This is a genomic window from Streptomyces angustmyceticus (assembly GCF_019933235.1).
Classification (GTDB): domain Bacteria; phylum Actinomycetota; class Actinomycetes; order Streptomycetales; family Streptomycetaceae; genus Streptomyces; species Streptomyces angustmyceticus.
Map to the genome: position 1 here is coordinate 5,624,289 of NZ_CP082945.1, position 26,305 is coordinate 5,650,593.

At 73.8% G+C, this 26,305-nt stretch carries 26 protein-coding genes; 8 read left to right on the forward strand and 18 right to left on the reverse strand.

All coding sequences use genetic code 11. The annotated features are described in order from the left end of the window. Positions 1 to 210: 210 nt before the first annotated feature. Complete coding sequence (locus tag K7396_RS25115) at positions 211 to 678, reverse strand: MarR family winged helix-turn-helix transcriptional regulator (protein WP_086720516.1); 468 nt, start codon at positions 676 to 678, stop codon at positions 211 to 213. A gap of 52 nt (positions 679 to 730) precedes the next feature. On the opposite strand from K7396_RS25115, the gene K7396_RS25120 reads away from it, so the two are divergent. After that, a complete protein-coding gene (locus K7396_RS25120; protein ID WP_086720515.1) occupies positions 731 to 1,399 on the forward strand; it encodes a TIGR03086 family metal-binding protein in 669 nt (222 codons plus the stop codon). A gap of 40 nt (positions 1,400 to 1,439) precedes the next feature. Here the strand turns inward: K7396_RS25120 and K7396_RS25125 are convergent, their stop codons facing one another. Then, positions 1,440 to 2,732, reverse strand: a complete 1,293-nt coding sequence (locus K7396_RS25125; protein ID WP_086720514.1) for a C15 family peptidase — start codon at positions 2,730 to 2,732, stop codon at positions 1,440 to 1,442. 160 nt (positions 2,733 to 2,892) lie between these two features. Then, entirely contained in the window at positions 2,893 to 3,282 is a 390-nt protein-coding gene (locus tag K7396_RS25130; protein WP_170314260.1) for a hypothetical protein, read from the reverse strand. On the opposite strand from K7396_RS25130, the gene K7396_RS25135 reads away from it, so the two are divergent. Beyond that, positions 3,271 to 3,849, forward strand: a complete 579-nt coding sequence (locus K7396_RS25135; RefSeq protein WP_223660195.1) for an LppU/SCO3897 family protein — start codon at positions 3,271 to 3,273, stop codon at positions 3,847 to 3,849. The two genes, K7396_RS25130 and K7396_RS25135, sit on opposite strands and share 12 nt — an antisense overlap. A gap of 34 nt (positions 3,850 to 3,883) precedes the next feature. On the opposite strand, the gene K7396_RS25140 is transcribed toward K7396_RS25135, so the two are convergent. Next, entirely contained in the window at positions 3,884 to 4,564 is a 681-nt protein-coding gene (locus K7396_RS25140; protein ID WP_373866888.1) for a TetR/AcrR family transcriptional regulator, read from the reverse strand. A 140-nt stretch (positions 4,565 to 4,704) separates the two neighbouring features. On the opposite strand from K7396_RS25140, the gene K7396_RS25145 reads away from it, so the two are divergent. After that, the gene (locus K7396_RS25145; RefSeq protein ID WP_152104394.1) at positions 4,705 to 7,248 is read left to right on the forward strand and encodes a beta-glucosidase; all 2,544 of its coding nucleotides are present in this window, start codon (positions 4,705 to 4,707) and stop codon (positions 7,246 to 7,248) included. A 50-nt stretch (positions 7,249 to 7,298) separates the two neighbouring features. Here K7396_RS25145 and K7396_RS25150 read toward each other — a convergent pair whose 3' ends face one another. The 3 genes from K7396_RS25150 to K7396_RS25160 form a co-directional block, all read right to left on the reverse strand. Beyond that, positions 7,299 to 8,000 carry a DUF4097 family beta strand repeat-containing protein gene (locus K7396_RS25150; protein ID WP_086721075.1) on the reverse strand — a complete coding sequence of 234 codons (702 nt, stop codon included), beginning with the start codon at positions 7,998 to 8,000 and terminating at the stop codon, positions 7,299 to 7,301. Positions 8,001 to 8,056: 56 nt separating this feature from the next. Beyond that, complete coding sequence (locus K7396_RS25155; RefSeq protein WP_086721076.1) at positions 8,057 to 9,169, reverse strand: aldose epimerase family protein; 1,113 nt, start codon at positions 9,167 to 9,169, stop codon at positions 8,057 to 8,059. A gap of 91 nt (positions 9,170 to 9,260) precedes the next feature. Next, positions 9,261 to 10,160 carry an SGNH/GDSL hydrolase family protein gene (locus K7396_RS25160; RefSeq protein ID WP_086721077.1) on the reverse strand — a complete coding sequence of 300 codons (900 nt, stop codon included), beginning with the start codon at positions 10,158 to 10,160 and terminating at the stop codon, positions 9,261 to 9,263. Between the two features lie 322 nt (positions 10,161 to 10,482). Here K7396_RS25160 and K7396_RS25165 point away from each other — a divergent pair, with 322 nt between their 5' ends. Together K7396_RS25165 and K7396_RS25170 are read left to right on the forward strand one after the other, a co-directional pair. Then, positions 10,483 to 10,977, forward strand: a complete 495-nt coding sequence (locus K7396_RS25165) for a DUF3145 domain-containing protein (protein ID WP_086721078.1) — start codon at positions 10,483 to 10,485, stop codon at positions 10,975 to 10,977. A gap of 70 nt (positions 10,978 to 11,047) precedes the next feature. Next, complete coding sequence (locus K7396_RS25170; RefSeq protein WP_086721079.1) at positions 11,048 to 11,938, forward strand: NAD(P)-dependent oxidoreductase; 891 nt, start codon at positions 11,048 to 11,050, stop codon at positions 11,936 to 11,938. Between the two features lie 58 nt (positions 11,939 to 11,996). Here the strand turns inward: K7396_RS25170 and fabF are convergent, their stop codons facing one another. From fabF to K7396_RS25195, 5 genes are all read right to left on the reverse strand, one after another. Continuing rightward, positions 11,997 to 13,259, reverse strand: a complete 1,263-nt coding sequence (fabF, locus tag K7396_RS25175; RefSeq protein ID WP_152104393.1) for a beta-ketoacyl-ACP synthase II — start codon at positions 13,257 to 13,259, stop codon at positions 11,997 to 11,999. Between the two features lie 77 nt (positions 13,260 to 13,336). Beyond that, entirely contained in the window at positions 13,337 to 13,585 is a 249-nt protein-coding gene (locus tag K7396_RS25180) for an acyl carrier protein (RefSeq protein WP_006605825.1), read from the reverse strand. A 105-nt stretch (positions 13,586 to 13,690) separates the two neighbouring features. Continuing rightward, positions 13,691 to 14,737: a ketoacyl-ACP synthase III gene (locus K7396_RS25185; protein ID WP_152104392.1), complete on the reverse strand. Its 1,047-nt coding sequence runs from the start codon at positions 14,735 to 14,737 to the stop codon at positions 13,691 to 13,693. A gap of 13 nt (positions 14,738 to 14,750) precedes the next feature. After that, positions 14,751 to 15,692 (reverse strand): ACP S-malonyltransferase, encoded by a 942-nt coding sequence (locus K7396_RS25190; RefSeq protein ID WP_152104391.1) that lies wholly within the window; start codon positions 15,690 to 15,692, stop codon positions 14,751 to 14,753. An 89-nt stretch (positions 15,693 to 15,781) separates the two neighbouring features. Continuing rightward, on the reverse strand, positions 15,782 to 16,966 hold the full coding sequence (locus K7396_RS25195) for a PucR family transcriptional regulator (RefSeq protein WP_030081381.1): 1,185 nt from the start codon (positions 16,964 to 16,966) through the stop codon (positions 15,782 to 15,784). Between the two features lie 57 nt (positions 16,967 to 17,023). Between K7396_RS25195 and K7396_RS25200 the strand changes: the two genes are divergently transcribed. Beyond that, positions 17,024 to 17,695, forward strand: coding sequence for a pirin family protein (locus K7396_RS25200; protein WP_086720256.1), 672 nt, complete (start codon positions 17,024 to 17,026; stop codon positions 17,693 to 17,695). 73 nt (positions 17,696 to 17,768) lie between these two features. Here the strand turns inward: K7396_RS25200 and K7396_RS25205 are convergent, their stop codons facing one another. After that, positions 17,769 to 18,590 carry a serine hydrolase domain-containing protein gene (locus K7396_RS25205; protein WP_086720258.1) on the reverse strand — a complete coding sequence of 274 codons (822 nt, stop codon included), beginning with the start codon at positions 18,588 to 18,590 and terminating at the stop codon, positions 17,769 to 17,771. A 185-nt stretch (positions 18,591 to 18,775) separates the two neighbouring features. Between K7396_RS25205 and K7396_RS25210 the strand changes: the two genes are divergently transcribed. Together K7396_RS25210 and K7396_RS25215 are read left to right on the forward strand one after the other, a co-directional pair. Further along, complete coding sequence (locus K7396_RS25210; RefSeq protein ID WP_223660196.1) at positions 18,776 to 19,261, forward strand: MerR family transcriptional regulator; 486 nt, start codon at positions 18,776 to 18,778, stop codon at positions 19,259 to 19,261. A gap of 6 nt (positions 19,262 to 19,267) precedes the next feature. Further along, complete coding sequence (locus tag K7396_RS25215; RefSeq protein WP_086720255.1) at positions 19,268 to 20,293, forward strand: aldo/keto reductase; 1,026 nt, start codon at positions 19,268 to 19,270, stop codon at positions 20,291 to 20,293. A gap of 70 nt (positions 20,294 to 20,363) precedes the next feature. Here the strand turns inward: K7396_RS25215 and K7396_RS25220 are convergent, their stop codons facing one another. From K7396_RS25220 to K7396_RS25240, 5 genes are all read right to left on the reverse strand, one after another. After that, positions 20,364 to 21,602, reverse strand: a complete 1,239-nt coding sequence (locus K7396_RS25220; protein WP_086720254.1) for an acyltransferase family protein — start codon at positions 21,600 to 21,602, stop codon at positions 20,364 to 20,366. A gap of 103 nt (positions 21,603 to 21,705) precedes the next feature. Beyond that, positions 21,706 to 22,872, reverse strand: coding sequence for an alpha/beta hydrolase (locus tag K7396_RS25225; RefSeq protein WP_086720253.1), 1,167 nt, complete (start codon positions 22,870 to 22,872; stop codon positions 21,706 to 21,708). Positions 22,873 to 23,064: 192 nt separating this feature from the next. After that, the gene (locus K7396_RS25230) at positions 23,065 to 23,745 is read right to left on the reverse strand and encodes a response regulator (protein ID WP_086720252.1); all 681 of its coding nucleotides are present in this window, start codon (positions 23,743 to 23,745) and stop codon (positions 23,065 to 23,067) included. Next, positions 23,742 to 25,145 (reverse strand): sensor histidine kinase, encoded by a 1,404-nt coding sequence (locus tag K7396_RS25235; RefSeq protein ID WP_086720251.1) that lies wholly within the window; start codon positions 25,143 to 25,145, stop codon positions 23,742 to 23,744. The genes K7396_RS25230 and K7396_RS25235 overlap by 4 nt, the downstream gene beginning before the upstream one ends. Before the next feature lie 116 nt (positions 25,146 to 25,261). After that, entirely contained in the window at positions 25,262 to 26,140 is an 879-nt protein-coding gene (locus K7396_RS25240) for a DUF4429 domain-containing protein (RefSeq protein WP_086720250.1), read from the reverse strand. Between the last annotated feature and the right edge of the window lie 165 nt (positions 26,141 to 26,305).

Here is a 26,305-nt window from a genome sequence, read left to right on the forward strand (position 1 = left end):
ACGCCGGCCCGGACGAGGACGTCAACAGGCCGGCACGCCCCGACACGCCAGGACGGCGAGGAGCCAGGACCGCAGGGAGTCAGGGCCGCGAGGGGGCAGGCCCGCAAGGAAGACAGGACCACAGCGCGTCCGGACCGCAAGGGAGCCAGGTCCGCAGCGAGTCCGGACCGCAAGGCGCGGCACCAAGGCGTCGCGACGCCAAGTCCCTCGTCACCCCCGCAGTTCCGGCAGTGCGGACAAGGCCCGCAGCCCCTTGAGGAAGCCGGCCCGGTCGGCGGCCGGCAGGTGGGCGAGCAGCCGTTCCTCGCCCTGCTGGATCGCGGTCTGCGTCGCGTCCCGCAGCCGCCGGCCCTCGGCGGTGAGCGACAGCAGACGCACCCGCCGGTCCGCGGGGTCAGGCCGGCGGCGGATCAGCTTCCGGGACTCCAGGTCGTCGAGGACGGTGATGATGCGGGTCTTGTCCGCCCGGATGGCCTCGGCCAGTGCCGCTTGGGTGCGGATCGGTGTCTCGTCGAGGTGCAGCAGCACCGAGTACGCCCACATCGTCAGGCCGTGCGCGTCGAGAACCGGCTGTTCGGCCGCCATGAGCGCACGCCCCAGGGGCACGATCATCGCCGCCAGATCGGGGCGGTTCGGCCGCCCTTGGGGTGTGCCGCTGTCGGCTGCGTTCTCGGCCATGGCCAAGAAAATACCTGTTGACACATCATGTGCTCGCGCAGATCGTAAGCACATGCCTACGAATACGGATATCGAGAGCCCGACCCCGCCGTCCGCGGATTTCGCGCGGCTCCGGTGCCTCCATGCCCGCGCGGTCCGGGACAGCGTGGCGCTGGTTCGCCGGATCACCCCCGACGATCTGCTCAGGCCGACCCCCTGCGCGGCGTGGACGCTGACCGATCTGCTCGCCCATATGACGGCCCAGCACCACGGGTTCGCGGCGGCGGCGCTCGGGCGCGGACGGGACCTGGCGCACTGGACGGTCGGGCCGCTCGACGCGGACCCCGTCGTGCAGTACCGCGATGCGGCCGAACACGTCATCGCCGCCTTCGCGACCGTGGACCGCCCCGACCGCCCGTTGGCCCTCCCCGAGTTCAGCCGCACGCGGACCTTCCCCGCCGCCCGTGCCCTCGGCTTCCACCTCATCGACTACCTGGTGCACAGCTGGGACGTCGCCCGCACCCTGGGCCTCCCGTACGCACCCACGCCCGAACTCCTCCGGGCCGCACTGCCGATCGCCCGCGCCGTCCCGGACGACGACTCCCGGCTGGCCCCGGGCAGCGCCTTCCGGCCGGGACTGTCCACGGACCACCACGCGGGCACCCTGGAGCAGATCCTCGCCGCCCTCGGCCGGTCACCGGACTGGCGGCCCCCTGCGTCGCCGGGCGTGAGCGGCGACTAGGACCGTCCCGCCGTTCGGGCAACGACGGCCGACGGGAGTGCTAGCCCCGGCCGTCCCCGGCCGGCGTGGCCTCCGAGGCCGCCACCGTCAGGATCGTCCGTACCTGTTCGGTGATCGTGACCCGGTGGTGCACGAAGTCCGGGTCGGTGATCCGGCCGTGTGCGGGGTCGGTGTTGCCGGGGCCGAACTCCAGTACCGGGGTGTGGAGATGGCCGCCCGGGAGGGCCGGGCGGACCGCGTCCCTCAGCAGGGTCGCGCGGTAGGCGATCTCGTTGGAGAGGTAGTCGCCGCCGCCCCCGGCGCGGGCCGTCGATCCCGGAGTGGGGCCGTCCGGGCGGTCGACCGGAGCGGTGCCGCCCGCCGGGATCTCCGTGACCTCGGTGTGGTCGACGACGGGGAAGGGGCCGGTCCCGGCCGCCACGATCCGGGCGTACGGCAGGCTGGTGGTCGTCCACTGCGGCTGCGGTCGCACGGTCGGTACGCCGGCCGGAATCGGCACGGTCTCCGTACGCGACTCCCGCGCATTGTCCGGATAGCCGCCCCGCCAGGCCCCGTTGGTCCGCTCGACATCGAACCGGCCGGGCCGTCCCTGGCTGATCGTCGTGAACAGGTCGGCCTGCCGCGGGCCGCGCCGGAAGTGCGGCAGCAGGGTGCGCTCCACCGTGCCGTCGGCGAAATCGGCCCACCGTACGGGGAAGACCGCGGTCTCGATCCGGGCCGGACGTCCGGAGGCGGTGCGCACCGTCGTCCCGTCCAGCGCGAGGGCCGCCGCCCCCGACGGGTTGCTGCGCCGCGGATCGGCGTCCAGCTGGAACGGGTCGAACCCGGTCACCACGATCCGCAGGACACCCTTGTCCGCGGGCAGTTCGACCGAGTCCTGGCCGCGCGAGCCGCGCTCCAGCGAACCGAGGAGGGCGCCGCGCTCGGACTCCGTCAGTCCGAAGTCCGGCTGCCATTGCCGTAGTTGCCTGGTCATGGCCAGTCGTGCCCAGTACAGGGGACGGTCGTCGTCCCGGCTGAGGTCGCCGCCGTCGGGCCCGCGTCCCTGCACCCGGTCCACGGCCCGCCGCCACAGCGCCCGCCCCTGGTCCGCGACGTAGCGCCGGGCCTCTCCGTAGGTGGCGACCCGTGCCAGGCCGCGCCCGAACTCCCGCTCCGACGCGTCGAATCCACTGCGTCGCAGGATCTCCTGCGGCGCGGCCTGCGTCAGGCGGCCCTCCTCCACCGTCGCCTCCGCCGGGGCGGCCGCGGCGGGCGGTGCCGTCAGGGACAGCGGGGCGACGGCCAGCAGCGCGGCGCCGAGCGCGCCCATCCTGGTACGTATGCGTCTCATGGGGGCGAGTAAAGCGGTGCGCGCGGCGGGGCGGTAGAGGTCCTCGGCCTTGCCGCGGCGCCCTGGTCCGCCCTGCCCCGCGCCCGCCGATCAGCCGCGGATAGGGTTCCTGGTTCGGCCGGGCCCGGTCCGCCACCGCGTCCGGCGCACTCCACGAGACTCAGGGGGATTCTCTGTGGCCACCCCGCCACCACCGCACGGCCCGCACCCGCACGCCCACCCGCCCGCGGGGCCATACCCGGCGGCGGCGCCCTACCAGCCGACGGGGCCCTGCCCGCAGCAGCCCGCCGGTGCCGCCCCGCACCAGCCGCCGGGCACCCACCCGCACCCGCCCGCCGGCCCGTACGCCCCACCGCCGGGATACCCGGCCCCGGCTCCACACCCGCACCCGAACGCCCAGCAGTACCCGCACCCACACCCACAGCAGCACCCACACCCGCAGCAGTTCGCCCAGCAGTACCCGCACCCGCACCCGCAGTCGTTCGCCGGTGCCCCGGGCTGCCAGTTGTGCGGTGCGCAGCCCGCCGTGCAGGCCACCGTGCGCGGGCATCAGGGCCTGCTCTTCCTGATGCGCTTCCTCAGCCGCGGCGGCATGTTCTGCCGCTCCTGCGGGCTGGCCACCTACCGCGAGATGTCCGCGAAGACGCTGTGGCAGGGCTGGTGGAGCCCGCTGTCCGTGGCCATCACCCCGCTCACCCTGCTGATGAACCTCGGCCCCCGGGGCCGCTTCCGGAAACTGGCCGCCCCCGTAGGCGGCTTCCGGCCCTCGCTCGACCCGGGCAAGTCCCTGCTGCGCCGGCCGGAGGCGTTGCTGTTCCTGGTGCCGATGGCCCTCGTGGCGGTGGCGATCCCGGCCCTGGTCGTCTTCGGCGCGTTCGTCGACGGGACCGGTCTCGGGAAGGCACCCACCCTCGCCGTCGGTGACTGCGTCCGCGACGACGGGGACGGGCAGGACGAGGACTGGGAGGTCGTGGACTGCGGTTCGGCCGACGCGGAGTACAAGGTGACCCGCAGGCTCGACACCTCGGAGGGCCACTGCGCCGGCGGCGACATGCTCGCCGGTCCCGAATACAGCCCGGACAAGGCGACGATCTCCTGCCTTTCCCCCGCCCGCTAGGACGCCGCGAGGCGCTCGGGGGACCACCCCACGCTCACCCCACGCCCGGCTCCCCGCCGGATCCGGCTCCGGCGTCCCGCCCCTCCGCTCGCCCCAGCAGCGCCAGGAAGTCCCGGAACGCGGCCGGCATGTCGACCGCCTCCGGGTCCAGGAGCCACTGGAGTTGGAGGCCGTCCATCACGGCGGCCATCAGGGGCGCCGCCCGTTGCGGGGTCAGGCCGCCGGGCAGGGTGTCGCCGCACTCGGCGTGCAGGATCTCGGCCATCGCGGCCCGTACCGCGCGGAAGCGGGCTTCGAAGAAGGCGCGGGCGGGGTGGTCCTCGGTGACGCTGTCGGCGGAGAGCACCGTGTAGGTCTGGACGATGCCGGGGCGGGTGGCGTTGTAGTCGACGATCTGGGCGAGGGCGTCGGTGCGCCAGGCGCCGGACGCCGCGACGGACCAGGCCAGGTCCCAGCGGTCGCGCGCCTCCAGCACCCCGACCAGCAGCAGTTCCTTCGTCGGGAAGTGGTGCAGCAGCCCCTGCTGGGTCAGGCCGGCGCGCTCGGCGACGGCGGCGAGTGAGGTACGGCGGTAGCCGCGTTCGGCGATGAGTTCCATGGCGGCCTGCAGGATGGCCTCGCGCCGCTCCGCGCTCCGGGCCTCCCGTCCGCCGCCGCCCCGCCGGCCGCCCGCCCCGCCGTCGTGGCGGGATCCGTCCTGGTCTGGTGCAGTCACCGGCCGAGCGTAACCCTCCCGTGGAGATCCCGTACGGCTGAAGTAACGGAAAGGTAACGACGCCTACCACCTGGCAGGTGGGGCGGCAAGAATCCCGGAAGGGGGCCCGCACGACCACTCATGGAGCACCGGAGAACCACATGACCGACGCCCAGCCCCACGATCGCGCCGATGCCGCATCCCACCACCGCGCTCCCGGCGACGCGCACGACTACACCGCAGTGGTGGAGCGGGCCCTCGCCGCGCTCGACCTCGACACCAAGGCCCGGCTGCTGTCCGGCCAGGACACCTGGACGCTCCCGGCCGTGCCCGCGATCGGGCTGCGCTCGCTGGTGATGTCGGACGGCCCGGTCGGGGTACGGGGCCGGGGATGGGACGCCGAGGACCCCTCGGTCGCGCTGCCCAGCCCCACCGCGCTGGCCGCCACCTGGGACCCCGCGCTCGCCCGCCGGGCCGGTCACCTCCTCGCCCAGGAGGCCCGCCGCAAGGGCGTGCACGTCCTCCTCGCGCCGACCGTCAACCTCCACCGCTCGCCCCTGGGCGGCCGCCACTTCGAGTGTTACGCCGAGGACCCGCTGCTCACCGGCGTGATCGGCGCCGGGTATGTGCGCGGTGTGCAGGAGGGCGGCGTCGGTACGACGGTCAAGCACTTCGTCGGCAACGACGCGGAGACCGACCGGTTCACGGTCGACAACCGCATCGCCCCGCGCCCGCTGCGCGAGCTCTACCTCGCGCCCTTCGAGCACATCGTCGAACACGCCCGCCCCTGGGCCGTGATGACCGCCTACAACCGGGTCAACGGCTCGACGATGACCGAACACCGCGCTCTCGTGCGGGGCGTGCTCCGCGGCGAATGGGGCTTCGACGGCGTCAACGTCTCCGACTGGACGGCCGCCCGCGACACCGTGCGGGCGCTGCGCGGCGGCCTGGACGTGGCGATGCCCGGGCCCCGTACGGTCTACGGCGCGCCGCTCGCCGAGGTCGTCCGTGCGGGTGAGGTGGCCGAGTCGGAGGTGGACGACGCGGTGCGCCGGGTGCTGCTGCTCGCCGCCCGCACCGGATGCCTGGACGGGGTGCCCGCCGCGGTCGAGCAGGGCGCAGTACCGCAGGGGCTCGACGGCCGGGCGGTGGCCCGCGAGATCGCCCGGCGGGCGTGTGTCCTGCTGCGCAACGAGCCGGTGGACGGGGGGCGGCGGGCGCTGCCGGTCGATCCCGCGGCCGTCCGCAGGGTCGCCGTCATCGGGGCGGCCGCCCGCGACGCGCGGGTGCTCGGCGGCGGGTCCGCGACCGTCTTCCCCGGCGCGGTGGTCTCTCCTCTGGAGGGGCTGCGCGCCGCGCTCCCCGACGACGTCGAGGTCACCTTCACGGTGGGCGCTGAGCCGCGCACCCGGCTCCCGCACGCCCGTGAGGGCTTCACGCTGCGCGCCCGCTACCTGGCCGCCGACGGGCGTGTGCTCGCGGAGGAGCCGCGGTCCGACGGCAGGGTGCGGCTGATGGGCCGCTTCCCCGAGGGCGTCACCCGGCAGAACCTGGGCGCCGTCGAGCTGACCGGCAGCTTCACCCCGCGGCTCACCGGCGACCACGCCTTCGCGGTCCAGGGCACCGGCGAGCTGCGGCTGACCGTCGGCGGCGCGGTCCTCTTCGACGGCCGCTGCGCGCCCGGGGGCAGCGATCCCTTCGAGGCGTTCCTGCACCCCGTCGAGCAGCGGGTGACGGCACCGCTGACGGCGGGCGAGAGCGTGGCGGTCACCCTGCGGTACGTGCCCGGCGGCCCGGACCTGGGCGACGGCCTCGCCGGGCTGAACTTCGCCCTCGGCCACGGCGAACCGCGGCCCGACGCCGACGCGGAGATCGAGGAGGCGGTCCGCGCCGCGGCCGGCGCCGATGTCGCGGTCGTGGTCGTCGCCACCACCGACGAGATGGAGTCCGAGGGCTTCGACCGCGGCGACCTGCGGCTGCCCGGCCGTCAGGACGAGCTGGTCACCCGGGTCGCGGCCGCCAACCCGCACACGGTCGTGGTCGTCAACTCCGGTTCCCCGGTGGAGCTTCCGTGGCGCGCGCGGGTCCCCGCCGTGCTGCTGGGCTGGTTCCCCGGGCAGGAGGCCGGTGCGGCGCTCGCCGACGTCCTGCTCGGTGCCCATGAGCCGGGCGGCCGGCTCCCCACCACCTGGCCGGCCCGGCTCGCCGACGCCCCGGTCACCGACGTCACCCCCGTCGGCGGTCAACTCGCCTACTCCGAAGGGGTGTACATCGGCTACCGCGCCTGGCAGCGGTCCGCCACCGCGCCCGCCTACCCCTTCGGCCACGGACTCGGCTACACCGACTGGGAGTACGAGTCGCTGGACACCACGCCCGACTCGGTGCGGGTGCGGGTCCGCAACGCGGGGGAGCGGCCCGGCCGCGAGGTCGTGCAGATCTACCTGGCGCCCACCGCGGACGCCGCCCCGGACGCTCCGGAGCGCCCGGCCCGCTGGCTGGCCGGCTTCGCCGTCGTCGAGGCCGGTCCGGGGGAGAGCGCCGAGGCCGAGATCCCGCTGCCGGACCGGGCGTTCGCGGTCTGGGACGAGGAGCAGGGCGGGGCGGCGGAGGGCGGCGGCTGGCGCCGGGTCAAGGGGGTCTACCGCGTCGAGGCGGCGCGCAGCGTCGAGGACCGCAGGCTGACGGCGGAGGTCACCGTCGGCTGACGCGGCCGGGGACGGGGGCGCTCCCGCGCGCGGACGCCCCCGGTGCCCCCTCATGAGCGAACCACCGACACATCACCGCCACTCGATCGCGCCATCACCTTGTGCGCGGATTCCTCGTCCGTCGGGACGGAGACCTCGCGGTCGCCGCCGCTGGTCGAGGCGTCCACCGCGTACGAGCCCTTCGGGAGGCGGATGGTGACATCGCCCCCGCTGGTCCGGCCCGACACCTCGTCGGGTGCCGCGGACAGCGCGAGGTCCACGTCGCCGCCGCTGGTCCGCGCCTTCGCCGTGCGGGCCGGGGAGTCCGCGACGTTGATGTCGCCGCCGCTGGTCTCCGCGGTGATCCCGCCCGCGGCGCCGTGGACGGTGATGTCCCCGCCGCTGGTGCGCAGTTCGACCGAGGCGTTGCGCGGCAGCAGGACGCGGTAGCCCACCTCGCACCTGCGCCCCATGCCGCAGTCCGCGGCCTTGAGCGTCAGCCGGCCGTCCTTGACGCTGTGCTCGGGGGTGGGCTTCCTCTCGTTGTACACATACTTCTCCGTCACCTTGACCGAGCCGCCGGCGTCCACCGGCACGACCTCGATGTTCCCGCCGTGCGTCGTCGCGGTCAGGGCGGTGACCTTGTCGGGCACGGAGTACGTCCGCTCGGACCGCTTCGGCGGGCCGTATCCCGGCAGCGAGCAGCCGACCGTCAGGGTGGTCAGCGCGACGCCGGAGAGCAGGAGAAGGGGAACGCGGAGGCGGCGGGCCATGGTGTGGGGTCTCCCGGATCAGAGGGCGGACGAAGGACCGGGGCTCCGGTCACCGCTCATCGTTCCTTCTCCGCCGCTCCCGCGCGTCGCCGCACAGGATGACGTTGCCCGCCCCGTGCCCTTAGGGGGTGTCCCGCACTCCCCGGCCGCGCCGAGAACGCGTACACCGTCTCGGACCGGTAGCGCTCGCCGGGCCGCAGCACCGTCGTGGGGAAGTCCGGCCGGTTCGGGGAGTCCGGGAAGTGCTGGGTTTCCAGGGCGAGTCCGGCCGCGCGCCCGTAGGGGAGGCCCGAGGTGCCGGTCAGGGTGCCGTCGAGGTGTTCCGCGGTGTAGAGCTGCAGGCCGGGCTCGGTGGTGGACAGCTCCAGGGCGCGGCCCGAGCGCGGGTCGTACAGCTCCGCGACCGTGCGCGGCGCCGCGCACACCCCGCCGTCCAGCGCGAAGTTGTGGTCGTAGGCGCCCGCCACCGCGCGCGGCGCCCGGAAGTCGAAGCGGGTGCCGGCGACTTCGGCGGGCGCACCGGGCAGCGGGATGCCGGTGTCGTCGACGGGCGTGTACCGGGAGGCGGCCAGCCGCAGTTCGTGGCCGGCGGCGGCGCCGCTGCCGTCGCCGCCCAGGTTGAGGTAGGTGTGCTGGGTGAGGTTGACGACGGTCGGCGCGTCGGCCGTCGCGCACGAGACGACCCGCAGCGCGCCCCCGTCGGTGAGGGTGTATGTCACGCGGACGTCCAGGGCGCCGGGAAAGCCCTCCTCGCCGTCCGGGCTGACCCGGTGCAGCTCCACACCCCCGTCGGTCTCCCGGGCGTCCCACACCACCCGGGAGAAGCCGCCCGGCCCGCCGTGCAGACTGTGGCGCCCGTCGTTCGGCGTCAATGCGCGGGTCCGGCCGTCGAGCGTGAAGGACGCCCCGGCGATCCGGTTCGCGTACCGCCCGACCAGCGCGCCGAAGTACGACCCGCCGTGTGCGACGTACGACGCGAGGTCGGCGAACCCCAGCGCCAGCTGCCCCCGCGCCCCGTCCCGGTCCGGCGCCTCCACCGTCTGGACGATCCCGCCGTACGTGAGGACGCGCACCCGCAGCGCGTCCGGGCCCGCGTCCAGGGTCCAGCGGTCGACGCGGGTGCCGTCGTCCAGCGTGCCGAAGGGTTCCCTGCTGACCTGCGTCGTCATGCGCGTGAGCCTATGCCCGCCGCGGGGCGGTCGTCGTCCCGGGCCCGCGCGCGAAGCCCGCGCGCGGGGGCCGGCGACGCGGCGGACGGGCCTACGGCCGCGGCCTGGTGACCGTGCGGAACGCCAGCTCCGCCAGCTCCTTCTGGCCGCGGGTGCCCGGGTGGAACCAGTCCCAGGTGCTCAACTCGCGGCCGGAGAAGCGGTAGTCGAAGACCGACTTGTCGAAGCGGCACAGCGGATCCTTGCCGCAGACCTCCGCCAGCGCCGAGTTGTAGGCCATCACCTGCTCGCGCACCGTCGCCCTGCGGTCCCGCGCCGCCTTCGTCAGGTCGTCCGGATCGCGCAGCATGGACCCGCAGATGCCCAGCTTCCACACTTGTTTGCCGAGCGGGTTCTTGCGCCCCTCGGACCACAGCCGCAGCAGGTCGGGGACCGCCGCGACATACACCTGGGTGTGCGGCAGGGCCTTGCGCAGGCGCTTCATGGACCGTGCGAAGTCGGCGCGGAAGGCGGCCTTCGGCGTCATCGCGCCGACATCGCGCCGGCAGGCGTCGTTGGCGCCGATCAGGACCGTGACCAGCTCGGGCCTGCGGGCGACGGCGGAGGTGACCTGGCTCAGCAGGTCGCTCATCAGGGCACCGGTACGGGCGAAGTTCCAGCTGTGCGTGGCGGGGCGCTCGACCAGCCGTCGGGCGAGGCTGTCGACCTTGGGGTCGGTGCCGGTGGCCCAGGAGACCTGCGGGCAGTCGGACAGGAGCGTACAGGCGTCGAAGCCGGCGGTGATGGAGTCGCCGAGCGCCGCGATCGAACCGGGGTCGGTGTGCCACACGGGCGCCGGCTTGGCGGGCTTGCCGGGGTGGTGACCCGATCCGCCGTCGGCGCTACAGGAAGTGAGCGCGATGACCAGGGCGGACACGACGGCGACGGTGCGTGAGGAGCGGGGGCCGAAGCGGATGCGCCGGGGGCGAACAGGCCGATCGGTCCGCGTCATCCCCTGTCCCCTCCGGCGTGCGAGTGATATCTCTTCGGGTACCGACGGTACGTCACCCGCTCGACCGGCACCGCGCGGTAGCTTTGCCCCGTGCCTGCCGGGCGGTGACCCAAAGTGGCTGGTGCAGTCGGCACAGACAAATTACATCACGTCATTTCCTGTCCCATTTGCGGCAAATTCCGCCTAATGGTGTTTACTGTAGGTCACCAGCATGCTGGTGCCGAAGTGATCACTGGGGCAGAATGGCAACTGTCCCGGCCGCAACCGGAACGGGCACGAGGCCGCTGGGGAAGGCGAACCTCGAACCGCACTGGAGGTCCCGGTGACGACACGTGGAGTTCTGTACGTCCACTCCGCTCCGCGCGCGCTGTGCCCGCACGTCGAATGGGCCGTCGCGGGCGTCCTCGGTGTGCGCGTCAACCTCGACTGGATCCGCCAGCCGGCGTCCCCGGGCACCTGGAGAGCCGAGTTCTCGTGGCAGGGGGAGGCGGGCACCGCCTCCAAACTGGCCTCCGCGCTGCGCGGCTGGCACCTGCTGCGCTTCGAGGTGACCGCGGAGCCCTGCACCACCGCCGAGGGCGAGCGCTACAGCTCCACCCCCGACCTGGGCATCTTCCACGCCGTCACGGGCATCCACGGCGACATCCTCATCCCCGAGGACCGGCTGCGCGCCGCCGCCGCCCGCGCCGCGCGCGGCGAGACCGAGCTGGCCGCCGAGGTCGACAAGCTCCTCGGCAAGCCCTGGGACGACGAACTGGAGCCGTTCCGCTACGCGGGCGAGGGCGCCCCGGTCCGCTGGCTCCACCAGGTCGTCTAGCGTCCCGGGAGCCCTCCCGACACGCGGTGGCGGTTGCCCTGGAGCGCGCTCCACGGCCTAGCGTGCCGTCATGGCCGACAACAATTCCTCCGACGCCCCGTCAGTAGCCGTGCTCGGCACCGGAATCATGGGTGCCGCGATGGCCCGCAACCTCGCCGCGGCGGGGCTCGATGTCCGCGCCTGGAACCGTACGCGCGCCAGGGCCGAGCCGCTGGCCGCCGACGGCGTCCGGGTGGCCGACACCCCCGCCGAGGCGGTGGCGGGCGCCGAGGTGGTCCTCACGATGCTCCTGGACGGCGAGGCCGTCCTGCACGCGATGCGGCAGGCCGCGGAAGCCCTGCCGCCCGGCGCCCTGTGGCTCCAGACCAGCACGGTCGGCGTCGCGTCCCTGCCGCGGCTCGCCCGGTTCGCCGACGAGCACCGCCTGCGGTTCGTGGACGCCCCCGTGCTGGGCACCAAGGCCCCGGCGGAGAAGGGGGACTTGACGATCCTGGCGGCCGGGGCCCCGGACGTCAGGGAGCGCGCCGAGCGGGTTTTCGGCATCGTCGGCAGCCGGACCCTGTGGGCCGGCGAGGACGCGGCGAGCGGGGCCGCCAGCCGTCTCAAGCTCGTCGTCAACAACTGGGTGCTGACGGTCATCAACGGTACGGGTGAGTCCCTGGCGCTCGCCGGGGCGCTCGGCGTGGACCCGCGGACCTTCCTCGACGCGGTCGCCGGCGGGGCGCTCGACATGCCGTATCTCCGGCTGAAGTCCGAGACGATCCTGTCCGGGAACTACCCGCCGAGCTTCACGGTGTCCGCGGCCCGCAAGGACGCCCGGCTCATCCTGGAGGCCGCCGGGGACGCCGGCGTACGGATGGACCTGGCGGCGGCGGCAGCGGAGCGCCTGCGCCGGGCCGAGCGGCAGGGCCACGGGGAAAAGGACGCCAGCGCCGCGTACTTCGCCGCCTTCGAGAGCTGAGACACGCGAGGGGCCCGCCCGGTGACAGTCACCGGGCGGGCCCCTCGTACGCCGTGGGTCAGACCGTGCGGAAGGCCAGGACCACGTTGTGGCCGCCGAAGCCGAACGAGTCGTTCAGGGCCGCGATCCGGCCCTCGGGCAGCGGACGCGGCTCGCCGCGCACGATGTCCGCCTGCGCCTCGGGGTCGAGGTTGTCGATGTTGATCGTCGGCGGGGCGACGCGGTTCTTGAGCGCGAGGACCGTGGCCACCGTCTCGATACCGCCGGCGCCGCCGAGGAGGTGACCGGTCATCGACTTGGTGCTGGTGACGGCCATGTGGTCGACGTCGTCGCCGAAGGCCTTGCGCAGCGCCCGCAGCTCACCGACGTCACCGGCAGGCGTCGAGGTCGCGTGCGCGTTGACGTGCACGATCTCGGCGGGCTTGAGGTCGGTGTTGTCGAGGAGGTTCTGCAGCGCCGCCGCGATGCCGTTGCCGGACGGCTCGGGCTGGGTGATGTGGTGGGCGTCGGAGGAGATGCCCTGGCCGACGGCCTCCGCGTAGATCGCCGCGCCGCGGGCCCTGGCGTGCTCCTCGGACTCCAGGACGATCACGCCCGCGCCCTCGCCGAGCACGAAGCCGTTGCGGTCGGCGTCCCAGGGGCGGGAGGCGCCCTGCGGGTCGTCGTTGTTCTTGGACATCGCCATCATGTTGCCGAACGCCACGATCGGCAGCGGGTGGATGGCGGCCTCGGTGCCGCCCGCGACGACCACGTCGGCGCGGCCGGAGCGGATCATCTCGATCGCGTAGCCGATGGCCTCCGCGCCCGACGCGCACGCCGAGACCGGCGTGTGCACACCGGCGCGGGCGTTGAACTCGATGCCGACGTTGGCGGACGGCGAGTTGGGCATCAGCATCGGCACGGTGTGCGGGGAGACGCGGCGTACGCCCTTCTCCTTGAGCACGTCGTACTGGTCGAGCAGGGTCGTCACGCCGCCGATGCCGGAGGCGATGACGGCGCCGAGCCGGTCGGGGTCGACCGAGGCGTCCTCGCCCGCCTTGGCGGTGAAGCCGGCGTCCTTCCAGGCCTCCTGGGCCGCGACGAGCGCGAACTGCGCCGAACGGTCCAGCTTGCGGGCCTGCGGGCGCGGCAGGATCTCGGTGGGCTCCACGGCGATCTGGCCGGCGATACGGACCGGCAGCTCGGCCGCCCAGTCCTGTTCGAGGGGGCCGACACCGGAACGTCCGGCGAGCATGGCCTCCCAGGTCGAAGCGCTGTCGCCACCCAGCGGTGTGGTTGCGCCGATACCGGTGACGACCACGGTGCGATTGGTCGCGTTCACGGGAATTCTTACTCCACGGGTAGAGGGGTCTGAATCGACGGCGCCACCGCGGGGTGGCGACATGCGCGGGAGCTGGATCAGCTCTGGTGCTTGAGGATGTAGTCGGTCGCGTCGCCGACCGTCTTGAGGTTCTTGACGTCGTCGTCCGGGATCTTCACGTCGAAGCGCTCTTCGGCGGCGACGACGACCTCGACCATGGACAGCGAGTCGACGTCCAGGTCGTCGGTGAAGGACTTGTCCACCTGGACGTCCTCGGTGGGGATCCCGGCGATCTCGTTCACGATCTCGGCGAGACCGGCGACGATCTCTTCCTGAGTGGCGGCCATGATGGCGCTCCTTCGGTCATTTTATGGGGAAACTGCGTTACTTGCGGTGAGGATCCGTGCGACGGCCGACACGTCCGGGGACGTACGGCCCTGCGCAGATCTTGCCTAGGGGAGGGTAACGACCGTCGCGGCGTAGACGAGACCCGCCCCGAAGCCGATGACCAGCGCGGTGTCGCCGCTCTTGGCCTGCCCGGTCGCCAACAGCCGCTCCATGGCGAGCGGAATGGAGGCTGCCGAGGTGTTGCCGGTGGTCTCCACGTCGCGGGCGACCGTCACGCTCTCCGGCAGCTGCAGAGTCTTCACCATCGAGTCGATGATCCGCATGTTGGCCTGGTGCGGGATGAAGACGTCCAGGTCGTCCGGGCTGACGCCGGCCGCGTCCAGCGCCTGCTGGGCGACCTTCGCCATCTCGAACACCGCCCACCGGAAGACCGACTGGCCCTCCTGGGTGATGGCGGGGTACCGGATCTCCTCCGGAGCCGGGCGGCCCTCGGGGGCGTCCCCTCCGGGGAGCGGGGTGGTGCGGTAGACGTCCCAGCCGAGCGTCTGCTTGATGGTCTCGGACTTGTCGCCCTCCGAGCCCCAGACGGTCGGGCCGATCGCGGGCTCGTTCGCCGGGCCGACGATCACGGCGCCGGCGCCGTCGCCGAAGAGGAAGGCCGTCGCGCGGTCCTCCAGGTCCGTCAGGTCCGAGAGCCGCTCGACGCCGAGGACCAGGACGTACTCCGCCGAGCCCTCCGTCACCAGGCCCTTGGCCAGCGTCAGGCCGTAGCCGAAGCCCGCGCAGCCCGCCGAGATGTCGAACGCGGCCGGCTTGCCGGCACCGATGCGGTGCGCGATCTCGGTCGCGATGGCCGGGGTCTGCTTGAAGTGCGAAACGGTGGAGACGATCACGGCGCCGATCTGCTCGGGCGTGATGCCCGCGTCGGCGATGGCCTTGCCCGACGCCTCGACCGACATGGTCGCGACGGTCTCCTCGGGGCTCGCCCAGTGGCGGGTCGCGATGCCGGACCGTGAGCGGATCCACTCGTCGGACGAGTCGATGTGCTTGAGGATCTCCTCGTTGGGCACGACACGGGTCGGGCGGTAGCCGCCCACCCCCATGATCCGCGCGTACGGGGCGCCCTTCGAGGGCTTGATCTTCGAGGTCATGCGCTTCGGACTCCTATTCGGCCGGTGCAGAATGCTCGGCGATCAGCGTGCGGGCCGCGTCGAGGTCGTCGGGCGTCTTGAGGGCGAGGGTCCGCACGCCGGGCAGGGCGCGCTTGGCCAGGCCGGTGAGCGTGCCACCGGGAGCCGCCTCGATGAGCGCGGTGACACCGAGCTCCTTGAAGGTCTCCATGCACAGGTCCCAGCGCACGGGGTTGGCCACCTGGCCGACCAGCCGCTGCACCAGTTCCTGGCCGGAGGGGACCGGCCGGCCGTCCTTGTTGGAGACGTAGCGGGTGTGCGGATCGGCGACCGACAGCTGGGTGGTCGCGGAGTCCAGGGCCGAGACAGCGGGTGCCATGTGGTGAGTATGGAACGCGCCGGCCACCTTCAGCGGTACGACCCGGCGAGTGCCCTCCGGCTTGTTCTCGACCAGAGCGGCAATCTGCTCGGCGGTACCGGCGGCGACGATCTGGCCTGCGCCGTTCACATTGGCCGGGGTCAGGCCCAACTGCTCCAGATGCGGGATGACGACGGCCTCGTCACCGCCCAGGAGGGCGGCCATTCCGGTCTCGGTGACCGCGGCGGCCTCGGCCATCGCCCGGCCGCGGATGCGCACCAGCTTCATCGCGGCCTCGTCGGAGACCGTGCCGGCCAGCGCGGCGGCGGCCAGCTCACCGACGCTGTGGCCGGCCGTCGCGCCGACCTGGGCGGCGACGTCGCCGGCCGCGGGGAACAGCTGCCGGGCGGAGACGAGGGCGGAGGCCACCAGCAGCGGCTGCGCCACCGCCGTGTCGCGGATCTCCTCCTCGTCCGCCTTGGTGCCGTAGTGGACCAGGTCCAGGTCGATGGCGTCCGACCAGGCACGGAGCCGGTCCTCGACACCGGGAAGGTCGAGCCAGGGGGTCAGGAAGCCGGGCGTCTGAGCGCCTTGGCCGGGAGCGACGAGTACGAGCACCCTCACACTCTCTCTTGTGGGTGGTTCCGCCCGCCCGTGGGGACAGGGACCAAGAACCATCGGGGGAATTGTTGGTGTCCGACAAAAGTCTAGGGTTGCGCCTCACCGTCAGCCAGACGCCCCAGAATCAACGCGATACGGAGGGTGAACGCCGAGCGCACGTCGGAGGGTGACCAGCCGGTGACGTCGGTCACACGTCGGAGCCGATACCGCACGGTGTTGGGGTGCACGAACAGCATCCGCGCGGCACCCTCCAGGCTGCTCGCCTGTTCCAGGTAAACGCTCAGCGTCTCCAGAAGTGCCGATCCCGCTTCCTCCAGCGGTCTGTAGATCTCCTCCACCAGCTGCTCGCGGGCGACCGGGTCCGAGGCCATCGCGCGCTCCGGCAGGAGATCGTCGGCGAGCACCGGGCGCGGCGCGTCGGGCCAGGCGGCACACGCCCGCAGCCCGGCCGCGGCGGCCTGTGCCGAGCGGGTCGCGGCCAGCAGGTCGGAGACCACCGGGCCGGCCACCACGGCACCGGCGGCATACGGCCCGATCAGCGCCTTCGCGGCCTTCAGCGGATTGTCCGAGCCGCCCGCGATCACCACCAGGCGGGAGCCCAGCACCCCGGTCAGCACCTGGAGCTTGGCGTGCCGGGCGGCCCGCCGGATGGCCTCCACGGTCAGTTCGCTGTCCCCGTCCGGGGCGGTGCCCAGCACCACGCACACATGCTCGGGGGAGTTCCAGCCCAGCGCCGCCGCGCGGGAGACCGCGCCCTCGTCCGCCTCGCCCGACAGCACCGCGTTGACCACCAGCGACTCCAGCCGGGCGTCCCACGCGCCGCGGGCCTCGGCGGCCTGGGCGTAGACCTGGGCGGTGGCGAAGGCGATCTCCCGGGCGTAGACCAGCAGCGCCTCGCGCAGCACCGACTCGTCGCCCGGGGCCGCGACCTCGTCGATCGCGGACTCCATGACCTCGATCGTGGTGCGGACCATCTCCACGGTCTGGCGCAGGGTGATCGCCCGGGTCAGCTCGCGCGGCGCCGTGCCGAAGACGTCGGTACTGATCGCTTGCGGGGTCTCCGGGTGCCGGAACCACTCGGTGAACGCGGCGATACCGGCCTGCGCCACCAGGCCGATCCAGGAGCGGTTCTCCGGGGGCATCGCGCGGTACCACGGCAGGGTGGCGTCCATGCGGGCGATGGCCGCGGCCGCCAGTTTGCCGGAGGAGTTCTCCAGGCGCCGGAGGGTGGCGGAGTGCGGGTGCGCGTCGCGCGATGCGGGTTCAGACACGGGACAAGCCTGCACTATCGGGGCGGGAGGGTGCGGGGGCGGGGCTACGGTGGGCCCATGATTCAGGTGCGCAGAGGCCATGAACGGTATCCGGGCGGGGACGCGGAAGCCGGGATCGCGTCGCTGCACGCGTTCTCCTTCGGGCCCCACTTCGACCCGGACAATCTGCGCTTCGGCGCGCTGATCGCCTGCAACGAGGAGCGCCTGGCGGCCGGCGCCGGATTCGACGAGCATCCGCACCGCGACACGGAGATCGTGACCTGGGTGGTCGAGGGCGAGCTGACCCACCGCGACTCGGCCGGCCACGAGACCACGGTGCGCGCCGGCGATCTCCAGCGGCTCAGCTCGGCCGGCGGCGTCCGGCACGTGGAGCGCAACGACGGCACGGGCCCGCTGCGCTTCGTCCAGATGTGGCTGGCGCCGCTCGCGTTCGGCGGCGAGCCGTCGTACGAGGTGGTGCGCGGCATCGCCGACGGCACCCCGTACGCGGTCGCGCGGGCCGGGGCGCTGCTGCATCTGCGCCGCCTCGCCGAGGGCGAGCGCACCGCGGTCCCCGACGCCGCCCGCGCGTATGTCCATGTGGTGCGCGGCGCCGTACGGCTCGGCGGGGAGCGCCTGGAGGCCGGTGACGAGGCGCGGATCACCGACGGGGCGGGGCTGGAGCTGCGGGGGCTGACGGCGTCGGAGTGCCTGGTGTGGGAGATGGGGACGGAGCCGGCGCACGGGTGAGGCCGGCGCCCGGCCCGGGGCCCGCGGCGGCGCCCCCGGGTCCCGTGAGCGCCGTCCGGGCCGTGCCGCGCCGTCAGGCCGACCGCGCCAGCTCGGCGAGCACCGCGTCGGTCAGCGGCGGCCAGGCCTCGATCGCCCACGGCCCGAAGGCCCGGTCGGCCAGCGCCACACACGCCGCGCCCGCGTCCGGGTCCACCCACAGGAACGTCCCGGACTGCCCGAAGTGCCCGAACGTGCGGGGCGAGGACGCGCTGCCCGTCCAGTGCGGTGCCTTGCCGTCGCGGATCTCGAAGCCCAGCCCCCAGTCGTTGGGCTTCTGGTGGCCGTAGCCCGGCAGCACACCCGTCAGACCGGGGAACGCCACCTGGGTGGCCTGCGCGAGGGTCTCCGGGGCGAGCAGCCGCGGCGCCTGCAGCTCCGCGGCGAACCGGGCCAGGTCGGCGACGGTGGACACGCCGTCCTTCGCGGGCGAGCCGGTCAGCTCCGTCGCGGTCATCCCGAGCGGGGCGAGCACCGCCTCGTGTAGGTACTGCGGGAAGGGGATGTCCGTCGCCTTGGCGAGGTGATCGCCCAGCGCCTCGAAGCCGGTGTTGGAGTAGAGCCTGCGGGTGCCGGGCTCGGCCATCGTGCGCTGCTCGTCGAAGGCCAGCCCCGACGTGTGGGCGAGGAGGTGACGGACCGTGGACCCCTCGGGACCGGCCGGTTCGTCCAGCTCGACGGCCCCCTCCTCGACGGCCAGCAGAGCGGCGTACGCGGCCAGTGGCTTGGTGACGGACGCCAGCGGGAAGCGGTGGTCCTGGGGGCCGTAGGATCCGGCCACCGACCCGTCGGCTCGTACGACGGCGGCCGCAGCGGTGGGCACCGGCCAGTTCTCGATCATCCGCAGGCTCTGCATGCCCACGAGCCTAGGCGGTGCCCGGTCCGCCCCCGCCGGGAGGTCCGTGGCTTCTCAAATCCCGGTCAAGTCCGGCCAAGATCCGCACTTGCCTGGAGTGCACTCGAAGTCTCTAGCGTTGAGCACGTCGAGGACATCCGGCGCGAGGGCCGGGAGACATCCGGCGATACAGGGGAGCACGGGGCATGACGGTCACGCAGCAGGAGAAGGCCACGAGCCCGGCCGCGGCCGGGAGGCTGCCGAAGCGGCCGCGCGGCTGCGGCACCGAGCGCGCGCACCCGCGGCCCGCCGGCCGGGACCAGTACACGATCGGCGAGGTGGCGGAGCACACCGGGCTCAGCGCCCACACCCTGCGCTGGTACGAGCGCATCGGCCTGATGCCGCACGTGGACCGCACCCACACCGGCCAGCGGCGCTTCACCAACCGCGATCTGGACTGGCTGAGCCTGGTGACCAAGCTGCGGCTGACCGGTATGCCGGTCGCGGACATGGTCCGCTACGCCGAGCTGGTACGGGACGGCGAGCGCACCTTCGCCGAGCGCGAGGAGCTGCTGACCGCGCACCGCGAGGACGTACGGCAGCGGATCGCCGAGCTGCAGAGCACGCTGGACGTACTCGACTACAAGATCGACATCTATGCCGACGCCCGGCGGGCGTCCGAGAGGTTCTGAGGTCTGATGGGTAGCGACAAGATCGAGACGGTCGAGCTGGGCACCGGCGGGCCGCGGGTCGGGGTGCAGGGCCTCGGCTGCATGGGCATGAGCTTCGCGTACGGCCCGACGGACGCCGACGAGGCGCGGGCCACGCTGGAGCGGGCCCGGGAGCTGGGCGTGACGCTCTTCGACACCGCCGACATGTACGGCAGGGGCGAGAACGAGAAGTTCATCGCCCCGTTCGTCCGGGCACACCGCGACGAGGTCGTGCTGGCCACCAAGTTCGCGATCTCCCCCGACCCGGACCACCCGGACGACCCGTTCAAGCGCGTCATCCGCAACGACCGGGCCTACATCCGGCAGGCCGTCGAGGGCAGCCTCACGCGCCTGGGCGTCGACGAGATCGACCTGTACTACATGCACCGGCGCGATGTGAACGTCCCGATCGAGGAGTCGGTCGGCGCGATGGCCGAGCTGGTGGCCGAGGGCAAGGTCAAGCACCTGGGGCTGAGCGAGGTGACCGCCGCCGAGCTGCGCGCGGCGCACGCCGTGCACCCGATCGCCGCCCTGCAGTCGGAGTGGTCGCTGTTCAGCCGGGACATCGAGGACGGCGTGGTGCAGGCCGCGGCCGAGCTCGGCGTCGGCCTCGTCCCGTACTCGCCGCTCGGCCGGGGCTTCCTCACCGGCGCGTTCGTCAGCGCCGACAAGGAGCTGACGCAGGACGACTTCCGGCGCACCCAGCCCCGCTTCACCGGCGACAACGCCACCGCCAACGCCGCGCTGCTGGAGCCGGTCCGCACGATCGCCGAGGCCCATGGCGCGACGCCCGGCCAGATCGCGCTGGCCTGGGTGCAGCAGCAGGCCGCGGTCCACGGGGCCGCCGTCGTGCCGATCCCCGGCACCCGTAAGCGCAGCCGCGTCGAGGAGAACACCTCGGCCACCCGGATCCGGCTGAGCGAGCAGGACCTGGTGCTGCTGGAGCCGATCGCCGGGCAGGTCGCGGGGGCGCGGTACGCGGACATGACGCACACCTCGCAGGGCCGGTCGTAGGACGTGCGGGGGCGGGGCGAGGTGACGCCCCGCCCCCTCGGCCCCCGGCCGAGCCGCGCCGGCCGGGTGCTCACGCCAGCCGCAGCGCGAAGACGGCGAACCCGGCGGCCAGGAGCGCCGCGGCCGCCCGGCGGGCTCCGGTGACACCGGTCCAGGGCGCCTCGAAGCGGCGGGTGGTGCGGCCGATCAGGAGCAGCGCCGCGGCGAACAACGGCAGCCAGGCGAGCCGGGCGAGGAGCCAGCCGACGCCGTCGGGGGACGAGGTCAGGCCCGGCACCTCGCCCAGGAACGACGCGGGCACGGCCGCCGAGAGCAGTGCCGTCTGGTGCCAGCACAGGACCGTCATGGCCGAGAGGTTGACGACGGTGACCGGTGCCCACAGGGCGGGCCGGCGCAGCAGCCGGGCGAGCCGGTCCCGGAGCAGGACGGCGGCGCCGGACTGGGCCGCGGCAAGCGCCACGACCAGCAGCGACGGCGGGTGGGAGTTCGTCCGGTCCTGCCCGGGGACGCCGACCATGCTCGCCGGGTAGTGGAAGAACAGCAGCAGGGCCGCGAACAGCGCGGTGCCCCCGAGCAGCAGCGTCCAGGCGGCGCGCCGGCCGAGCCGCCGCTCGCCCCAGGACACCCCGAGCTGATAGGCGAACAGCCAGCCGGGCAGGAGGGTGAGCAGGCCGAGCCAGGCCGGTACGGCGTCGGCGAACGGCCCGTAGCGCAGGAAGTCCACCGCCGCCACGGCCGCCGCCAGCGGCGCCGCGGCCCAGGCGCCCCACCGCCGGGCGGCCCGCAGGCAGTACGGCGTCAGCGCGGTCACCGCCGCGTACACGCCGACGAACCACAGCGGCTGGATCACCAGCGTCGCCCCGGTCCGCAGCGTCGCCTCCGGCACCCCCAGGCCGTACAGCACGGGGAGCAGCATCGCCCATACGGCCGTCACCCCGAGCACCGGGCGGCCCAGCCGGACGATCCGGCCGCGCAGCCAGGTCCGGACGGGCTCGCCCCGCTCGCCGGCGCGCCGCAGCGACCGGACCGACGCATGGCCGCCGACCAGGAAGAAGATGCCGAGCATCTGCAGCACCCAACTGGCGGGCGCGAGCGCGCCGACGGCGCTCAGCACGCTGCTGTTGTGGAGCGCGCCGCCGGCGTCGCGGGTGAAGCCCCCGACCAGCCAGTGGCCGGCGGGCACCGCGAGCAGCGCCAGCGCGCGCAGGCCGTCGAGGGCGCGGTCGCGGTCCGCGGGCGTGCGGTCCTCGATGGTGCGGACCGTGGTGCGGGCGGCGTCTTTGAGGGCCGCGGGGAGGGCGAGAGTCATGAGGCGTCCTTGAGTGAAGGGCCGAAGAGCTCGGGAGCGGCGGAGCGCGGGCGTCCGGGCGGCCGGTGAGACGGCGTCCCCCGGCGGTCCGGGAGCCCCGGTGTCAGCGCACGGCGCCGTAGCGGCCCAGCACGATGGCCGCGAAGTTGCGGAGGGAGTCCGTACCGGGGGCGAGGTAGCCGGTGTGGCCCACGGCGCGCACGGCGGGGACCCGGCGGGCGCCGAAGGCGGGGTCGGTGGGGTCGGTGCCGTGCCCCAGGCCGAACAGCTCGACGTTCGGGACGTCGCCGATCCAGTCGGAGGCGTCCCGCGCCGCCCAGACCCGGGCCGGGGTGCGCAGTTGCGCCACGCTGTCCCGGCGGATGCCGGGGGAGCCGAAGAGGACCAGGTCGGCGACGCGGCCACCGTCCGCACGTGCCACGGCCAGCCCGCAGACCACCGAGCCGTAGCTGTGGCACAGCACCGCCGGTGCCGGGGCGCCGACTGCGGCCAGGCCGGACAGGAAGCGGGCCAGCCGTGGGGCTCCGGCATCGGCGAGCCGCCCGGTCATGGCATCCGGGCCGATACCGACCGGCGTGGTGTACCCGGCCCAGGCGACGACCGCGGTACGGGTCCCGGGCGCCTCGGCGGTCAGCCGGGTCCGCAGCGACCCGGCCATCCCGGCCGGTGTGCCGTACGGGTCCCGCGCGCGGTCGAAGGAGCCCAGGTCGATGTCCGAGCCGGGCACGATCACTGCGGTGCGCTCGGCCGTGGCCAAGTCGCCGTACACCTCGGCCACTTGGCCGCGGCCGCGGGGGTCGAAGGCGAGGATGTGCCGACCGGGGGAGAGGAGCGAGGCGCAGCGGGCGGCCGCCTTCCCGGCCTGCCGGCGGTCCTCGGAGGTGCCGGCCGGATCGGCGGCCCGGGCCCGCTGGCGGTCCCGCTCGGCGGCCAGCGCACGGGAGTTGGCCGCGTACCGCACGGCGGGGGGCACGCCGTCGAGGTTGCCGACGGTGAGCGGATGCCGGGCCACCAGCGCCCGCCGCTGCCCGTCGGTCAGCGCGGCGAAGAAGCGCGCGACGTCGGCGGGGCGGGCGGTCGCCGGGTCCGGCAGCCGGACGCCGAGGGAGTGGTCGGCGCGCCAGGCGGCGGCGCCGGGCGGCGGGCCCGTGACGGCACTCTGCGCGGTGCCGGCCGCCCAGCCGCCGGTGCCGGCGGCCACGGCCAGCGCGAGCGCGGCGCCGAGGAGTGTGCGCCGGCCGCGTCGAGTGACGGCTCGCAGCCTGGTCATGGTGGTGTCTCCCTCTCCCGGTGGTGTGGCGGAGGGAAACGTAGGAAGAGGGCTTATGACGCGGCGTCACACCGCGGAGCCAACTGCCGGGTGATACCCCGGTAGGGGGGAGACGCCTCCCTCCTCCTCAAGGAGGGGCAGGGCGGAAGGGCACGCCCGGGAACCCTCCCCGGCCGCTGCTGCTCCCGGCCGCTACTGCTCCCCGGGCGTGACCAGCCCCGACTCGTACGCGAAGATCACGGCCTGGGCGCGGTCCCGCAGCACCAACTTGGCGAGCACCCGGCTGACATGGGTCTTCACGGTCTGCTCGGCGACGATCAGCGCGGCGGCGATCTCCTGGTTCGACAGACCGCGGGCGATCAGCTCCAGGACCTCCGTCTCGCGCGGGGTGAGGCCCTTCAGCCGCAGTGCCGCCCGGCCCTTGCGCGGCGCGGGCCGCCGGCGGGCGAAATCGGCTATCAGCCGCCGGGTCACGGACGGGGCGAGCAGCGCCTCGCCCGCCGCCACGACCCGGACCGCGGAGATCAGATCACCCGGCGGCGCGTCCTTGAGCAGGAACCCGGACGCCCCCGCCCGCAGCGCCTCGTAGACGTAGTCGTCGACATCGAAGGTGGTCAGCATCAGCACCTTCGGGCGGTGCAGCACACCGGGGGGCGGATCGAGCAGCTGCCGGGCCGCCTCCAGGCCGTCCATCTCCGGCATCCGGACATCCATCAGCACCACATCGGGGTGCGTCCGGCGGCTCAGCTCCACTCCCTGTACACCGTCCGGCGCATCGCCCACCACCTCGATGCCGTTCTGCGCGGCGAGCAGCGCGGCGAAGCCCGCACGCACCATGGCCTGGTCGTCGACGATGATCACGCGGGTGGTCATAGGGAGCCGGAATCCTTCGGTGAAAGGGGTACCGCCGCGGCGGGCGGCGGCGAAAGGGGGAGCTGCGCGGCCACCCGGAACCCGCCGTCGGGCAGCGGCCCGGTGTCGAGCGAACCGTCCACCAGCCGCACCCGCTCCCGCATGCCGATGAGGCCGTGGCCGGTGCCGTTGGTCTCCAGCGGCGCGGCGGGCGCGGACGGCGCGGGCGGCGGGGAGTTGACGACGAGAACGGTCAGCCGTGAGCCGTCCGCCGTCGTCGTCACCGACACCTGGGCCGGTGCACCCGGGGCGTGCCGTACGACATTGGCCAGCGCCTCCTGCACGATGCGGTAGGCCGACAGATCCACCGCCGGTTCGAGCGGTATCCGTTCCCCGGGCAGCGACAACTCCACCGGCACACCCGCCCGTACGGTCCCCTCGACCAGCTTCGGCAGCATGCCGATACCGGGCTGCGGGGTCTTCTCCGGGCCGCCGTGCCGCTCCGCCTCCTCGCTGCGCAGCACACCGAGCAGTCGGCGCATCTCCGCCAGCGACTCCCGTGCGGTCGCCGCGATCGACCCGAACTCCTCCTCGGCCTCCCGGGGTATCCCGCTGATGCGGTACGGGGCGCTGTCGGCCTGGACCGTGATCACCGACATGTGGTGGGCGACGACATCGTGCAGCTCGCGAGCGATACGGGTGCGCTCCTCCAGCAGCGTCCGACGGGCCCGCTCGGCCTCGCTGATGGTCTCCTGCTCGATCAACTTCCGCCGGGCGTCGCCGCGTTCCCGCAGCGTGGCGCCCATCATCAGCACCACTCCGGTCAGCACGAACAGCAGCACCCAGGTGCTGTTGATCCGGTCCGAGGTGACCGGGGGGACCGGGGTGACCGGGGCGACCGCCTCGGAGAGGATGCCCGCCAGACCGGTCGTCAGCCAGACGGCGATCAGGGTGCGGCCGCGCTCGCGCAGCGACAGCGCCACCATCAGCGCCAGATAGCCGACGATCGTCATGGGCGTCCAGGGCCAGGCGCGGCCCTCGATGCCGTCCGCGTGGATGAGCGCCAGGGCGGTGACGATGTCCGCCGTGAAGATCACCCACCAGGCCTGCAGCGGCCGGGTCACCGCGAGCAGCAGCGGCGCGACCTGCGCGGTGCCCAGCGCGCCGGACAGCCCGCCGTCCAGGCCGTAGTCGTGGCTGAGGACGGTGATGGTCGTCGGCAGCAGGGACACCGTGAACACGAACGCGACCAGATACGGCAGCCGGCGCAGCCAGGCGCTCCGGACGCTGCTGAACAGCGGGGTGCCGGGTTCGGTCGGTGTGCCGAGCTCGACGGCGAGGAGGCGCAGCGCCTGCCGTACGGCGCGCAGCACCCGGCGTCGGGTCGGTTCGTCCGCGGGGTGGGAAGAGGGTCCGGTCATCGCGACTCCATCCAAGCGGACCGCCGCGGCCGTGACGTCATACCAGGGGCCGGACTTCCACCCCCTACCACGGTATGAGCCCCCGGATCCCGTCTCGGGGTCCGGACCCCGAGACGCTACAGCTCCGCGAGCAACTCGGCCTTCTTCGCGCTGAATTCGTCGTCGGTCAGCAGGCCCGCCCCGTGCAGCTCGCCGAGGTGGCGTATCCGGTCCGCGATGTCGGCGGGGTCCCGGCGCGCGTCCCCGGTCCGGCGGCGCGGTTCGCCCTCCTCCGGGTCCTGCGCCGGCTCGGCGGCGCGTACGGCCTGCAGCACGGCGGCCGCGAACGGCAGTGACTCGTGCACCGGGCCGTACCCCAGCCCGAAGACCACCGCGGCCGGATCCTGGTCCGCCTCGCCCGCCCCGGGCTCGCGGGCGCCGCGCGCCAGCAGCCGCAGATAGCCGTTGAGGATCTCCGGGGACCGCCACTCGACGCCGGCCAGCTCGCCGACCGGGAAGGTCTGGTCGCCGCACTTCCACTTCGCCGAGGACGCGCCCGTCCAGAACCACCGGAAGACGACCGCTCGCCCGTCGAAGGACGCCTTCCCGTCGTACGCCTTGAAGTGCAGGGGAGGCTCCGGCGCGGCGACGAGATGGCGGTCGGCGGGCTCCTTCGCGTCGGGGCCGAGCACCGTGCGCAGCTCGTCGGCGTAGTACTCGGCCAGCGTCCCGCGCTCGGCCGGGAGCACCAGCCGGTACGGATCGGCGTCCTCCTTGAGCTGTCCGTCCGCCGCCTCCATCAGCGGGTCGGCGCCGGGCCGGGGCACGGCGTGCAGCACCACCGTGCCGCGTCTGCCCCCGCTCACCTCGACGGAGCTCAGCGCCTCGTACGGAATGCGTCGCTCGCCGAGCGCCTGGAACAGCTTCGGCTTGCGGATCCCCCGTTCGAAGCGGATGAGTACGGAGTCCGTGTCGAACTCCCAGACGGCATGAAAACCGGCCAGCACATCACCCATGCGGCTCATCGTATGCGGGCGGTTGCCCGCCCGTCCCCCCTCCGGACACCTCGGGGGCGGCTGCCGGAGCTACGCGCGTCACCCCGGTCACCCGCCGTGTTCCTGCCTGGTGGACGCCGCCGGCGCCGGGTGCGGTTCCCGCGGGCACGGCCCGTCCCCGGGCGC